13 protein-coding genes and 3 pseudogenes are annotated in these 13,249 nt (G+C 58.8%); 2 read left to right on the top strand and 14 right to left on the bottom strand.

The window, feature by feature from the left end:
- Positions 1–103 precede the first annotated feature (103 nt).
- The 5 genes and pseudogenes from OKQ63_RS25270 to OKQ63_RS25250 all read right to left on the bottom strand — a co-directional run.
- Complete coding sequence (locus OKQ63_RS25270) at positions 104–1,672, bottom strand: ADP-ribosylglycohydrolase family protein (RefSeq protein WP_264214654.1); 1,569 nt, start codon at positions 1,670–1,672, stop codon at positions 104–106.
- Positions 1,673–1,705: 33 nt separating this feature from the next.
- Positions 1,706–2,692 carry a helix-turn-helix transcriptional regulator gene (locus tag OKQ63_RS25265; RefSeq protein ID WP_264214653.1) on the bottom strand — a complete coding sequence of 329 codons (987 nt, stop codon included), beginning with the start codon at positions 2,690–2,692 and terminating at the stop codon, positions 1,706–1,708.
- Between the two features lie 49 nt (positions 2,693–2,741).
- Positions 2,742–4,100: an AAA family ATPase gene (locus tag OKQ63_RS25260; RefSeq protein WP_264214652.1), complete on the bottom strand. Its 1,359-nt coding sequence runs from the start codon at positions 4,098–4,100 to the stop codon at positions 2,742–2,744.
- Between the two features lie 12 nt (positions 4,101–4,112).
- Positions 4,113–4,745, bottom strand: coding sequence for a hypothetical protein (locus tag OKQ63_RS25255; protein ID WP_264214651.1), 633 nt, complete (start codon positions 4,743–4,745; stop codon positions 4,113–4,115).
- A gap of 339 nt (positions 4,746–5,084) precedes the next feature.
- Positions 5,085–5,324 (bottom strand): annotated as a pseudogene (locus tag OKQ63_RS25250) (hypothetical protein); the annotation flags it as partial.
- Positions 5,325–5,399: 75 nt separating this feature from the next.
- On the opposite strand from OKQ63_RS25250, the gene OKQ63_RS25245 reads away from it, so the two are divergent.
- Positions 5,400–6,553 (top strand): IS3 family transposase gene (locus tag OKQ63_RS25245; RefSeq protein ID WP_434086029.1). Its coding sequence is split into 2 segments (ribosomal slippage): positions 5,400–5,661 and positions 5,661–6,553, totalling 1,155 coding nucleotides; the frame shifts between segments, so codons are not numbered across the junction.
- Positions 6,554–6,592: 39 nt separating this feature from the next.
- Here the strand turns inward: OKQ63_RS25245 and OKQ63_RS26290 are convergent.
- The 9 genes and pseudogenes from OKQ63_RS26290 to OKQ63_RS25205 form a co-directional block, all read right to left on the bottom strand.
- Positions 6,593–6,775, bottom strand: a pseudogene (locus tag OKQ63_RS26290) (hypothetical protein); the annotation flags it as partial.
- A gap of 17 nt (positions 6,776–6,792) precedes the next feature.
- A complete protein-coding gene (locus OKQ63_RS25240) occupies positions 6,793–7,089 on the bottom strand; it encodes a hypothetical protein (RefSeq protein WP_264210717.1) in 297 nt (98 codons plus the stop codon).
- The gene (gene tnpC / locus OKQ63_RS25235; RefSeq protein WP_264213928.1) at positions 7,089–8,717 is read right to left on the bottom strand and encodes an IS66 family transposase; all 1,629 of its coding nucleotides are present in this window, start codon (positions 8,715–8,717) and stop codon (positions 7,089–7,091) included. The genes OKQ63_RS25240 and tnpC overlap by 1 nt, the downstream gene beginning before the upstream one ends.
- 62 nt (positions 8,718–8,779) lie before the next feature.
- Complete coding sequence (tnpB, locus tag OKQ63_RS25230) at positions 8,780–9,127, bottom strand: IS66 family insertion sequence element accessory protein TnpB (protein WP_141889229.1); 348 nt, start codon at positions 9,125–9,127, stop codon at positions 8,780–8,782.
- A complete protein-coding gene (gene tnpA / locus OKQ63_RS25225) occupies positions 9,124–9,429 on the bottom strand; it encodes an IS66-like element accessory protein TnpA (protein WP_264213929.1) in 306 nt (101 codons plus the stop codon). Before tnpA ends, tnpB begins: the two co-directional genes overlap by 4 nt.
- A 169-nt stretch (positions 9,430–9,598) precedes the next feature.
- Positions 9,599–9,973, bottom strand: a pseudogene (locus tag OKQ63_RS25220) (hypothetical protein); the annotation flags it as partial.
- A gap of 236 nt (positions 9,974–10,209) precedes the next feature.
- A complete protein-coding gene (locus tag OKQ63_RS25215) occupies positions 10,210–10,863 on the bottom strand; it encodes a hypothetical protein (RefSeq protein ID WP_264214649.1) in 654 nt (217 codons plus the stop codon).
- 168 nt (positions 10,864–11,031) lie between these two features.
- Positions 11,032–11,697, bottom strand: a complete 666-nt coding sequence (locus OKQ63_RS25210) for a HEPN domain-containing protein (protein WP_065267398.1) — start codon at positions 11,695–11,697, stop codon at positions 11,032–11,034.
- Positions 11,698–11,721: 24 nt separating this feature from the next.
- Positions 11,722–12,696 (bottom strand): helix-turn-helix transcriptional regulator, encoded by a 975-nt coding sequence (locus OKQ63_RS25205; protein WP_264214648.1) that lies wholly within the window; start codon positions 12,694–12,696, stop codon positions 11,722–11,724.
- A 144-nt stretch (positions 12,697–12,840) separates the two neighbouring features.
- Between OKQ63_RS25205 and OKQ63_RS25200 the strand changes: the two genes are divergently transcribed.
- A complete protein-coding gene (locus OKQ63_RS25200; protein WP_264214647.1) occupies positions 12,841–13,209 on the top strand; it encodes a hypothetical protein in 369 nt (122 codons plus the stop codon).
- Positions 13,210–13,249: the final 40 nt, after the last annotated feature.

Genomic DNA, 13,249 nt, shown 5'->3' with positions numbered 1-13,249 from the left:
TTGATACTGTAATGGGAAATTATTTTGAATCAATGGCTTGTGTGGCTATTGTCATTCTCTTTCGAACTCTCAATCGATGCATTTCGGATATTTCCCCATGTGTCTAACCGCCCGGATAAACCTCGAAGAGATCCTCTGCCGCACCACTGTCAGATGAAAGCTCCCTGTAATCCCGTACCAGCTGCGAGATGATGTCTGCCCCTTCAACGATTTCGGCCCAACGGTGTTGAAGCACAGCTGCAGGATTGAGTAGACCCAGCATATTCCCGGCAACCGCCGCTGTTGAATCGCTGTCTCCACCATGGGTAGCCGCAATCAGTAGAGCCTCTTCGAAAGAGCCTCCAGCAAGGCAGGCATAAAGCGCGATGGACAGCGCTTCCTCGGCGATCCAGCCGCCACCGAGAGATTCAACGGTTTCTCCCGAACCGTCCCGCGGCGCGCGGAGAGCAGCCTGGATTGCCCGCGCAGTCTCTTCGCCCCCGGTCAGTCGCGCATAGGTTTCTGCAGTCCGGGTCGCACTCTCCTCAAGGTCGGCACCTGCCGTGACATCGGCAAGCATTTCCGCCCAGGCTGCAGCTGCAAGCTGGCCGGTTGGGTGGCCATGCGTCAGAGCAGATGTCTCGATAGCCATCGCACGGACCTGTTCGCGGGGGAACATCAAGCCGATCGGGGCCACACGCATAATGGTGCCGCATCCTTTGCTGTTGTTTCGCGCAGGGTCCCCAAAATGCGCGCTCGCTGCCAAGGATGACAGGCAGGTATTGCCAGGCGCGCGGCAGACCCGCAGGCGCGGGTCGTTGACCAGTCCCACATCATCAGTCTGAACCTGCGGTTTGCCACCTTGGGTTTTGAACCAACGCAGCAGCGCGTGATGGATCACGGACGGCGGGTGGCAGATACCCTTGAGAATGCCGCGGACCTGCGCGCGGATGATCCCTTCGACCGTGAACAGGGTCATCTGGGTGTCATCTGTGATAGCGCCGTGCAGCCCCATGTGTCTTGGCAACTCCGAAATGCCGGTCGGAAAACGACGGCGAATTTCGGTTATAGAAAGGAATTCGATATCGGCACCCAAACTGTCGCCGATCGCCCCACCCAGAAGGCTGGCGTGCAGTCGGATAAGCGACAACCCGTCATGTCGGGCGTAGTCGCGAACAAAGCGTTCCTGTACCGGCGTTTCAATGGCTCCTGACCGCGCGGCACGGACGAGGGCCATGGCCTCGCCTGCTGGATGCCCGCGATCAACCAGCAGAAGGGCTGCAAAGGTTCCCGCACGCCCCAGTCCCCCTCGGCAATGGACCAGCACACGGCCGCCAGCTTCCAGAATGCTATGAAGGCGGGGCGCCAATTGGCGCCAGCGCGCCTTGGCCTTTGGCGTTGGTACATCCAGATCGGGGATCGGGAAGTGGTGCCAGTCCATACCTCGTGCCCTGGTCGCATCGCCAAGACCCGTGACAGAAAGCAGCTCTAACTCCGAGTCCTCGACTAGGGTCACAACGGCTTGCGCGCCCCAAGCCTTGATTGCATCGAGATCAATGTCCAGATCGCGGTCCCATCCCGCGCCAAAGACACTGTCGCCTTTCTTGCCAGGACACAGGGTCAGGCCGAGATGACCGTTGCCAACAGGCAAGCTGTCGATGCGAAGGGGGTGAGATGTGCTGTTCCGAAGCAAGCGCGATTCTTTCTTTGTTGATCCTACTTGAGACTACTGCCCGCACACGTCACTTTCGGTCGTATCAGACGAAGAGTTACCCGAAATCTCCAAGAATTGCGCCTCAACCTGATCTCCCCATCTTGCCAGATACCAGTCCATCTCCTGCCGTCCTCCCGCGCGGAAACGGACGATCAGTGACCCGTCCTCCATCCGCCTGGTCTGCTGTTTGGGATGAAACAGATATCCCGCAGCTTCATCGGCAACGTCAGGCAGAAACCGCCAGACGACATCAAGCGGTTCTTCCCGCCACACACCAAAGCTCTCTGATAGCCATTCCTGCAGATCGAACCCTTTGGGGCGCTCATAGACCTCAGGTTCCAACGAAACCCGTTCAAAACCAGAAAGCGCAAACAGTCGAAGATCGTCCTGATATTCGCTCCAAGCCAAAAGGTATTGGCGCCCTTGACCAAATAACATGGCAATTGGGCCGAGCCGGGTATTGCGTGAAAGCTTTGCCGAAGCACGGGCGCGATGATCAGCAGAGATCATAACCCCTGCAAGGATTGCTTCGCGAATTGTAGATAGAGTCTCGGGCGAAATTTTTTCTCGTGGTCCGGGCCGGAATGCAACGCCGTCAGCCAATAATTGTGCTTCAAGGTCAGCAGCAATCAAACGGCGGCGATCCTCGCGGAACATTGCCTGCACCTTCACCAAAAGGCGCTCCAATGTTTCCGCTGTTAGCTCATCGCCCTCACGCCGCGCAATAGCGGCGGCGCGGTGGCCGGCGGTCAGTTCATCCAGCGTGGGTTCAGCCATTCGGCCCAATGATCCCGGCGGAAAGCGCCAATATTTTCGACCACTTTCGCCGGAGATTTCCTCAATTTGAGGGTAGGCGTTGCGTACGGCATCACGCATGCGTTCTGCCGTGCGACGGGATACGCTGAATTCTCGCTCTATATCAGAAAGCGAAATTCCCTCGGCTGACCCCTGCATTATCAGAGCGAGACGTTGCAAATCTTCCTGGCGAGCGTAGCGCATAACTCCTCCTAGCAATACAGAGCAACCATTGTGGTGGAGCACTTTGGCGTCAACGGCCAAAGCCAATCGGTCGCGTTGTTCCTATCTTTGCCGCATCCTCAAGGGTCAGAGCGCGCAGAATTTCCTCTGGGTCCGCAACACCCAGTGCCTGCATTCTGCGGGCCACGTTCGCGAAATCTCCCGGAGTAAGCCGATCAAGCGTAGCCAGTTCCTTCGGGGGCGAACATGAGAAATGCACAGCCCAAGCCAGAGGCAGTTGATCGACTGAGAGAAAATCGAACCGGATGCGGAAGGTAAACCGGCGCTGCGTTGCAGGGTCGAGCTTTTTGGCGAAGTTGGTAGTGCAGACGAAGGGCAACAGGTGGCTTTCCATCCAGGTCAGCATCTCATTAACCTGGTTCACCTCCCAGCTGCGTTCAGCGCCACGACGGTCAGCCAGCAGACTGTCAGCCTCGTCGAAGATGAGCATCGCACCGTCGGCGCGTGCGTCAGAAAAGGCCCGCGCGATGTTCTGCTCGCTTTCGCCAACCCATTTCGACATGAGGTCCGAGGCGCGCTTTTCGATCACCGGCATGCCGATGACCCGGGCCAGATGCCGTGCCCATGCGCTTTTGCCGGTCCCCGCCGGTCCCTCAAGACAGAAACTGACCCGGCGGGGTGCGCCTGACCGAGCTAGCTGCCCTTCGATCCGGGCTAGATCAACGTCGGCGCGGGCCAGACCTTCTTGCCAAGGCACCTCTGAATAATGCCGCGGCGCGCTGTCGACTCCGCCCTTTGCCAGACGGGCTGCAGCATCCAGCACCTGCGAGACAACAGCCTGCCCACCATCGCAAAGCCTTGCCACCACCATCGCGTCCGAAACAAGTGCCGGGGCCTGATCATGCCGTTCCGCCATATCCGGCAGGGCGGTGTCCGGTATGCCGGCACCATGTCGCTCTTCGAGGCGTTGCCAGATACGCGCTCGCACCCGGCCCGATGGCGGGCGCATCATCACCGAGTAGCTGATCCGCCGTAAAAAAGCAGGATCACAGGCGTGAACCGAATTCGTAGTCCAGATCACCGGGATCTGATTGGTTTCGAGAATTCGATTGAAATGAACCTTCGACAGTATCTCATGGCTAAAGCGGAAGCTGTGCCCACCAATCACGTCTTCCATCTCGTCGAACAGCAGTACGGTATCCGATCTTTGCCCTAGCATGCGAGATGCCATTGTGAGCTCGGCCAAACGCTCCCGGCGCGACGGCTCGCCTCCGTCATCGTCCGTTTCGCCGACCGCGCGCAGTTCAGCGCCGACCTCATGCGCGAGCACCTTGGCGAACTCGGTCTTGCCTGTGCCGGGAGGGCCGTAGAGCAGTATGTTCACGCCTGGTTGGCGCTTTGCCAGCGCCTTGGACAGCAGTTCACGCATCAGGTCCGCATCTTAGCTTAGACCTTCGAAGTCTTGCCATTGAGCCTGCGGCGCAGCCGGACGCGGGAACATCAGGGCGATCAGGTCGGAAATGCTATCCACTTCGGCAAGTAGCGCGAGGGTCAGGCGATCAGACAGATCGAACGGCATCCGGCGGTGACGCCCGCCGCTGTTGCGCTGCACCAATCCCGAGCAAGTGAGGCGACCGGATGCCCGCATGGCTGTGCGGATTTCAGGCTCGGGCGCCGCGCAGAACCACGACAACAGCAGCGGCACCGTGACTTCTCTGGTTTCCAGCGCGCCATCGATGACATGCTCGAAGCCATCGAACAACTTGTAGAACGCGACGAAGGTCAGCATGGATGTTTCGGCAGGGGATAGCCCGAAATGCTCGCCAAGACGGGTTGCATTGCGCTGAACGATCTCGCCCTCACCGCCCCCGGCGCTCGGCGCAAGGTCGTGCGCGATGGTCCTGATCTTGTTCCACCATTGCGAGCTTGGTCGGCTACGGGGCCGTTCGGGACATTCGACTTCGGTCAGGTACTCCAGCCAGCCGGGCAGTTCCTTTGCGATACGGCTGGCGGGACCGAAACGGTTGGCCAATCGGACGATCAGATCAAGGGCGAGGTGTTGTTCGTGCGTCATTGTTCATCTCCGTCGTTTCAACAGAGATGTCACGGCCATACGTCAAATTTGGACAGATGGCTTCGATCGTGTAAAGTACGGTCCACCGATTTCGGTCGTCAGGCTCTGTCCGTCGTCAGGATTTTTCGGACTTCTCGGGCTGTCTTGTAGCGGAGGCGCTGGTTCGGTTTCTGTTTGAGTTTCGGCGGTCGCGGCCTGGTGCTGCAACCAGCGTTGTGTATTGCCATGGTTGCGTGACGTTTCCGATTTGAAGCGGCATGCGGGAGTGCTATCCGAGAACCCGTCTAATCTCTTCAGATCTCTGTCTGTTTTGAAGTCGCAGCCCCAATCTCATTCAGGTCACCGCTGAATCTCGCCTGCCAGCACCGCTCGTCCGTGCACCGCCAAGGTTGCTGAAAACCTCTGGCACCCAAACTTGCGGATCACATCGAGTACCCGCGCTTCGTAGGCAGCGTGTCCGATCAAGCGACACAAGTCGGACGCGTGGAACTGGCGGTTCGCAGTTGGTGCGGCTTGCATCTGTCTCAGCAATTCGCGCTCTTTGGGATCCGTTATTGGTCTCGCGGGCGGCTTGTGAGCTACCCCCTGAATTTCGGACACTGACGTAAGCTACGAATTGCTGTCTGTTGATCTTCGACGCAGAGGAGATCAGAGATGTCGAAACGGAAGAACCATTCGCCTGAGTTCAAGGCCAAGGTCGCGCTTGAGGCTTTGAAGGGCGAGCGGACTGTTGCAGAGCTGGCAAGCCAATTTGGCGTTCATCCGACGATGATCCACAGCTGGAAGCGGGCGCTCCTGGAGGGCGCGTCCGGCGTGTTCGAGCGTGGCGGCAAGAAAACCCCGGAGATTGACGAAGAGCAGGTCAAAGAGCTGCACGCTAAGATTGGGGAGCTGGCCGTTGCCAACGATTTTTTGTCACGAAAGCTCAAACCGTGGATCGGCAAGTGAGGCGGAAAATGATCGAGCCTGCCAATGCCAATCTGCCCATTGGCAAGCAGTGCAAGCTGCTGTCGATCTCGCGGTCGTCGTTCTATTATCAACCCAAAGGCGAGACGGCTCTGAACCTGATGCTGATGCGTCGGATCGACGAACAGTTCCTGGAAACGCCGTTCTTCGGTGTGCGGCAGATGACTTGGCATCTGCGCAATGAGGGTCATTTGGTGAACGAAAAGCGGATCAGGCGGCTGATGAGGGTGATGGGGCTCATGTCGATCTACCAGAAGCCCAACACCAGCAAGGCAGCGAAGGGACACAAGACCTACCCCTATCTGCTGCGTGGTCTGCGGGTGGGGCGCCCGAACCAGGTCTGGGCGGCAGACATCACCTATCTGCCAATGCGCAAGGGGTTCCTGTATCTGGTGGCGATCATTGACTGGCACACCCGCAAGGTGCTGGCCTGGCGCATCTCGAACACGCTGGAAGCGGACTTCTGTGTCGAGGCGCTGAACGAGGCCATCCACAAGTTCGGTCCGCCCGAGATCATGAATACAGATCAGGGCAGCCAGTTCACGTCCTTCGCCTGGACGGACAGGCTGCGGCGATCCGGTGTGCGCATCTCGATGGATGGCAAAGGCCGGTTCCTCGATAACATCTTCGTCGAGCGGCTCTGGCGGAGTCTGAAATACGAGTGCGTCTACCTGCACGCTTGGGAGACTGGATCAGAGGCGAAGGCAGGCGTCGGCAGATGGATCGAGTTCTATAATCGAAAACGCCCACATTCCGCCCTTGGCGGCAAGCCTCCTGCCGTGGTCTATTGGCTGAGAAAAGACGAAACCCAACCTGGTCAGCAGCGGCAGAAAGTAGCTTAAATTACGCCAGATCCTGTCCAACGATCGGGGAGTAGCTCACAGGAAGCCGGCCGGCACCCTGCCGTTGCCTCGGGACCGGTTGAAGGCGAGGAAGCGATCCCAGATGACCTGGGTGTCGATGTTCCAGCAGGGCAACGTGGCCTTCGCTGCTTTGATGAGCTCTGCCCAACTGGTCTGAAAAACGTTCGAACTCGCGGTGATATCGATCAGCCCTGAGAAGATAGGTAAGCGCCCGATTTTTACCGCAGCGGTTGATTGTTGACGCGGGCGATGATGTCGGGCTCAGCGACGAAGTCTTCGAGGAAGCTGTGCCATGCCTCAACGGACACTCGTGCTGATGCCAGCATGTCGCGCAATTCGTCGATGCCCTCGTCGGTCAGCGCCGTAATGTAGTCGTCCCGTCCGATGTGGACGCTGACGATGTTGCCGTAGGAGAGGTTGTCGTCGTTGCTGACGATGGCCTCGAGAAGTCCAGGATCCTCGCCCAGCAGGCTGGCGACATGGGCGATGGAGCAGACGTAGGTCGTCGCTGCCATCACGCAGCCTCGCTGCGTTTCTGATCTGCCGGCTTCCAGTTCCAAGGGAGTAATTCGGCCAGCCGGTTGACCATGTGATCGTGGATACGGTCCAAGACATCTGCGAGGTAGGCCTGCGGATCGAGGCCGTTCATCTTTGCCGTCTCGATGACGGTCATGGCGCGGGCGAGCGTTTCACCGCCGGTATCCGAACCCGCGAATAGCCAGTTCCGCCTGCCAACGCCAATGGGCCGCAGCGCGCGCTCGGCGGGATTGTTGTCGATGGCCACGCGCCCGTCCTCCAGAAACAGCGTGAATGAAGCCCAGCGGCTCAGCCCGTAGCGGAACGCCTTGGCCAGATCACTCTTACCGGGAATACGGGTGAGCTGCCTTTCGGCCCAGTCCCGGAACGCATCAACCTTGGGCTTGCTTTCCTTTTGGCGCACGGCCAGCCGCAGTTCGGCAGGCTTGCCGCTGATTTCCCGTTCGATGTCGTAGAGCTTGCCGATACGGTCGAGCGCCTCGCGCGCGATTGCGGATTTCGTCGCGGTCCAGACATCGTGAAAGTCGCGGCGAAGATGCGCCCAGCACGCGGCCTCCCGGAACTGGCTCTTGCCGTCCAGGTCCGCGGCATAGAGCTTGGCATACCCCTTGTAGCCATCAGCCTGGAGAATGCCGCTGGTCTCGCTAAGATGGGCGAGGACATGCTCTTCCTTCCAGTCCGGGGCAAAGTGATAGACCGCACCCGGCGGGGCCGTGCCCGCCCATGGGCGCTGATCCCGGACATAGGCCCAGATCCGGCCTTTCTTGACGCCCTTTCCGAGCCCCTTGTCGCGGCGGCCGCGATCGAGAACCCGGATGGGCGTGTCATCTGCGTGCAGAAGATTGCTGGCCATGATCTCGGCCTCGATCTTCTCGATCAGCGGCGCCAGCGTCTTCATTGCCCCGCCGCACCAGTCGACCAGGGTCGTGTCAGGGATGTCTGCCCCCATGCGGGCGAAGATCTCGTTCTGACGATACAACGGCACGTGGTCGTCGAACTTCGAGGTCAGCACATAAGCCAGAAGGTTCGGGCCCGCCATGCTCCGTGGGATCGGACGGCTGGGTGCCGGGCTTTGAACCATACGCTCGCAGCGCCGGCAGGATTTCTTGATACGCGCGATCTCGATGACCTTCAGCTGGGCTGCAATCATGTCGATCAGCTCGCTGACATCCTCCCCGACCACACGCAGATCGCCCCCGCAATCCGGGCAACTGTCGCCGGGGTCAAGCTCGCGGCGTTCGCGCGGCGTGTCCTGCGACACCTTCGGACGGCGGCGCCTCGACTCCCGCGGTTCGGCTGGTTCCGGGGTCTGGTTGTCCGTCTCCGGCTCATCATCGCCCTCCGGCGGCAGTTCATCCGCCTCGGCGAGCGCAACCTGCAGGTCCTCCAGCGCCAGTTCCAGTTGCTCGATCTCCCGCTCGATCTTTTCCGAACTGGAGCCGAATTTCTGCTTCTGCAATCTGGCAATCCGGACGCGCAGCGCCTGAACCAGCAGATCATGCGCCCGCAAACTGGCGGACATCTTTTGGTTTTCCGCCTGCAACGCGGCGATCATCGCCTTCAGAACGGCGGGATCATTGGGGAGAGGCGTGGCTTCTACGGACATGGTGGTGGATACCATTCTCCCAGATCGGACGCCATAAAAACAAACAATTCCAGAGAGATAAATCAGCCCGTCCGGGCTGGTGGCGCGCCCCAATCCGGCCTGCGCCAGTCGATCCCCTCCCAGAGCATGGCCAATTGAGCGGCGGTCAGACGCACGCTGCCATCCGTCGCCGCAGGCCATGGGAAACGACCCTTCTCCAGGACTTTGTAATACAGGCAAAAGCCCTGGCCATCCCAATACAGAAGCTTCACCCTGTCGCCGCGGCGCCCTCGAAACGCGAACACGGCACCGTTCGATGGCCGCTGCCTCAAGACATCCTGCGCGATCGCTGAAAGCCCCGCGATACCTTTGCGCATATCAGTGTGACCGCAGGCCAGGTAAACGCGAATGCCGGTGCCCGGGCCGATCATGCCGCCTCCACCGCCTGGATCAAACGGGTCAGCACCGCCGCATCCACATGGGCATCGACCCGCAAGCTGCGACCATTGCGCAGAACCACCTCAATCAACGCCAAGCTCGCTTCAGGGGCGCACGCTTCCGGCGGTTCCGGCGGCGACGTAATATCGACGGGCAGGAATAGCGTCGCGTCGTCTGGCGTCAGAAGCCCCTTCCTCCTCAGCTCGTATCGCCAGGCATAGATCTGCTGCCGCCTGATCTCGTGGCGCTGTGCGACCTGCGACACGGTCGCGCCGTTCACCCCGACCGAAAGCACAATCGCCAACTTCTCGTCGTCACTCCAGCGGCGCCGACGCTCCAAGCCAAGAATTTCGCCCCGCACAGCTGCCTCCCTCCCTGTAGGAGACGTCATTAAAGACGTCTTTATGGACGTCTCTTAGCAATCTCCAGGACACACGAGCAGGCGGTTCAAATCGGGCGGTTACGAAGATAGTTTTGTTATTATTATCTCTAGATAGTGATGTGTCGCCTTCACCTGACACGAGATCATGGGTTTCACTCTCCTCGTCGAAAGCGGAAAACCGAAAGATCCAGGGCGCGAACTTGCCATTCGGCTTCGCCCGCTCGAGCTGCAACTCCGAAGCCTCAAGTTCGTTCAGAAGAACCGCAAGATACTGCCGTGAGACACCCATCTTCTCCGCCAGGGCCGAGAGGGTGAAGGCTGCCGTTCCGCGCGACAAACCGTTGTAGCCATCCTTCCAGGCGATGGCGTCGAGGATGAGGGTGGCAAGCTTGTGCGCTGCAACAGAGAGATTTGTCTGCGTAATCCGTCGCAGGATCAAGCCGGTCGTAGGTTCCATGGTCGAGGTCTCCTTGGAGATCCGACGCCATGTCGTGAGACAACAACATTATTGCCAGCAAAACAACTTTGCTGGTTGCAGGTGTTTTAGCGGTGCGCTAGGAAACTCTTGTTCACGGAGTTTTCTAGCACGGCGTCAGGCTTCACGGTCTGGCGTCGTCTCCTTTTAGGGGGTTTTGCACAGCCTTCCGTGCGGGGTTGTCAGGACGCGCGCGGTAAAACCGCGCGCAGATTTTGTCAGTAGCGAACCTCTTTAGAGCCATAGTTCCCGGCGTGATCGCGCCAGTCGACGAAGACGGAACGGTAGAAGTAGCTGCCGCATCCATTCGGGATGCTCAGTCCGGATGCGGTCGGCACTTGGCCCACGTTGGACCTTGTCCATCGGTAATCGCCCTGCACGCCGTAGGACCCCAACCGCGTGGAGTCGCTGCGATTGCAGTCGCCATCTCGGTTTTCATGCTGGCGGTACTGGATGTGATAAACGCGAATGCTGCGCACGAAATCAAAGGCGTCGCCTGAGATGTCGATGTCGGCTTGCTCATCTGCTTGGACGTGAACAAGGGGGATCGGAGTCGATTCCTGCGGTTCGGGCGGATCGCGGAACGTGATGTCATAGAGGCGTTCCATAGGCGACATCGGACTGGGATCGTTGAGCGACACACCCATCGGACACCGCCAGATTTGTAAGGGCGGCTCGATCGGCCATGGCGTGATCCGCCGAATGAAGACCGCTCTGGCATGCGCGCAGGGCGCGGAGGCAGGCCAGCCGCCCGCAAGGCAGAGGAGGATCGCACAGTCGACCTGATAGGCCTGAGCCGGACCTGACGAGGCCATTAGCCCGGATATGCTTAGTGCCGTGGCTGTTGCCACGCTGTGGATCACGTGCTTCATGATGCCGACTCCATCTATAATGGTGCAGCGATACGAAACAACATTAATGATAGCAAGGAGATTTGATTGCGAGGCGAAGCGAAAGGTCCCCGCTCGCGGTACCTTTGCCGGAAGAAGGTCTATGCACGTGCGGGGTTCTGCTGTTAGCTCAGTAGGAACTGCGCGCAGCTACGAGACTACGGGGTAGAAAGGACGCCCCCAGTCTCCGCTCGGGTTATCCATCATCAGGTCAACAAAAACTGGCATCAGGAATGCAAGGATTGCCGCTCCATCGCGCACTTGCGCGCGATTCACGCCGCCGTTCCAAGTCGAACCGCCGTGCACGAGCTGGTTGCGCAGAACATACAGACGGTCAAAGACAAAACTCAAAACTCTCGCTGTGTCTCCAGCCTGGAACGCCTGTCCGAAGGCTCGGGCCGAAGCATTGAAACGCTCCTGCCAATCATCGAAGCCTTCGATTCCGTTGTGGTGTTGCCAGAACGGGCTGAAGACGTAGTGGTTCTCCAGGAGAAGACGAACTGGACCAGAGAAGCGCTGCCAAACGGCCTTGTAGATCCGCCGATCAGCATCCAGCTGTGTCAGCCGACCAAAGAACTCAAGGAACGTGGCGCGTTCACCTAGCGGAATAGACTGGAATTCTCGTTCGTCGGCGTAGGCTGCATTGAATGCGATCCAAAGAAATATGAACCGCGCGTCATCGTCTTCTTCACAGGCCTCGGCACGACCGATCCAACTGATTGCACGGTGGACACGAAGGCCCATGGTTTCGGGAAATCCCGAGCGAATGGCCCTCTGTTTTTCCTTCAGTGCTTGGAACGTCAAGCTGTCGTTCATAAAAATTCTCCTCGAAAAATCAGGTCACGGCATCGCGGCAAAATCGGAGCGGCGATAGCCCTCGACCATGGCTCGCAACTCCGCCGGGGCGATGACTTCAACCTTGTCGCCCCATTGATACAGGTGCCAAACCATCTCAAGCCAGCCCGCTGCATGGAAACGGACGATAAGACTGCCATCTGGCTGGTGTTCCAATGTCTGTCTTGGATGAAACTGGAAGCCGGATGCACGAGCGGCTGCGTCTGGCCTGAAGCGCCAGACCACTTCCCCGAATTGCGCCGGATCTTGCCAGACCCCAAAGGCGTGGGCTGCATAATCTGCAATGGTGAAGCCGTCCTGGAGCTTGAAGCTTTCATTCAAGGTTTCTGCTTCGTGTATAAGATCAATGCGGAAGTTTCGGACCTCATCTGCCTTTGCTGGGTCACGCGCGGCAAGATATGTCCTGTGCCCCAGCAATACCCCATGCGGCTCCAAGATGCGTTTCTTCGTGTCCTGACTGTAGCGCACGCGTAACCGAAAAGGTCCGCGCAGCGCCTCGATAATTGCGTCAACAATGTCGGGAGCAACACCGACACGGGGGCCGGGTCGTGTGACTTGGCCCATGGCCATCAGGACAGCCTCTGCATCCGCTTCGATGCGAGCTCTAGCCGGCACTCTTGCCAACATACCATCTCGAAGGTCCGCCAAGGCTTTTGCATGCCGCAGCCTGCCTTCTGCTTCGGCTGAACGAGCAGCGATCTCCAGTGCTTCGGCGCCAGTTTCATGCCGAAGTTGTAGCCGTGAGAGTCCAGCGTCGCGTAAGTACCAGCGTCGCTTCCGGTCCTCACCGTCTTCAGCCACGACATTTCCGAAGGTGGCCTCCAACGCATCAGTCATACGCTGAGCAGTGCGATGAGAAACCGAAAACTCGTCACAGATGTCTTCGAGACTGACCCCGCTGCGGCGCACGGCGGCCATCTGAGCAAGACGAATGAGATCTTGGGCCTTGGAAAAGGACATGGGTTGCTCTGGACCTGTCAGTTTTTGACACCCTTGCAGGCTATTTGTGTCATTGCGTCCTGTCGAGCCGATTCCGGTAAGGGTGACCATGTTGCGAGTTGAGAGGCTCGTCAGGCGCAGCAGAACACAGAGAGGGAAAAAACGATGCGTGGACGTGTGATCAAAATTGAACGGATTTGCTCTCGTGTCGGGGTGATTGAAGAGCCGACAATCACCAGCAAAGGGTATCAGTTGGCGGACCCGGCGCATGGAAAGAACAAGCACCATGCCGAATTCGCAGTTTATGCCAATACGCTGGATGATGCGGCAAACTTAATCGCCAAAGGGTTCTCACTCTGGATGGGAGCAAAGGGCAAGCGCGCTTCCCTTATTGCGCCGAAAAGCCTTCGCATTGTTCGGGGCCAGAATGGCTTCGCCGCATTGCAGTGTCCGCAGCGCGTCGTCGGCTGTAAAGCGTCAAGAATCAAATGTTTGCCAAGCACGACAGATATTGACACCCACCGATGTTATTGAAGAAGCTGCAAGCTAACGAGACGTTTCCGCTCCGAGGGTT

This window comes from Leisingera thetidis (genome assembly GCF_025857195.1).
GTDB lineage: Bacteria > Pseudomonadota > Alphaproteobacteria > Rhodobacterales > Rhodobacteraceae > Leisingera > Leisingera thetidis.
Note: the sequence above shows the minus strand (reverse complement) of the source record. Positions and strands in the feature narration are given on the sequence as shown.

Coding starts and splice junctions, on each gene's coding strand:
- OKQ63_RS25265 (WP_264214653.1), bottom strand. CDS start 2,692: ATGCGCTACGCTCGCCAGGAAGATTTGCAACGTCTCGCTCTGATAATG.
- OKQ63_RS25260 (WP_264214652.1), bottom strand. CDS start 4,100: ATGCGTGAACTGCTGTCCAAGGCGCTGGCAAAGCGCCAACCAGGCGTG.
- OKQ63_RS25255 (WP_264214651.1), bottom strand. CDS start 4,745: ATGACGCACGAACAACACCTCGCCCTTGATCTGATCGTCCGATTGGCC.
- OKQ63_RS25240 (WP_264210717.1), bottom strand. CDS start 7,089: ATGGCAGCGACGACCTACGTCTGCTCCATCGCCCATGTCGCCAGCCTG.
- tnpC (WP_264213928.1), bottom strand. CDS start 8,717: ATGTCCGTAGAAGCCACGCCTCTCCCCAATGATCCCGCCGTTCTGAAG.
- tnpB (WP_141889229.1), bottom strand. CDS start 9,127: ATGATCGGCCCGGGCACCGGCATTCGCGTTTACCTGGCCTGCGGTCAC.
- OKQ63_RS25215 (WP_264214649.1), bottom strand. CDS start 10,863: ATGAAGCACGTGATCCACAGCGTGGCAACAGCCACGGCACTAAGCATA.
- OKQ63_RS25210 (WP_065267398.1), bottom strand. CDS start 11,697: ATGAACGACAGCTTGACGTTCCAAGCACTGAAGGAAAAACAGAGGGCC.
- OKQ63_RS25205 (WP_264214648.1), bottom strand. CDS start 12,696: ATGTCCTTTTCCAAGGCCCAAGATCTCATTCGTCTTGCTCAGATGGCC.
- OKQ63_RS25200 (WP_264214647.1), top strand. CDS start 12,841: ATGCGTGGACGTGTGATCAAAATTGAACGGATTTGCTCTCGTGTCGGG.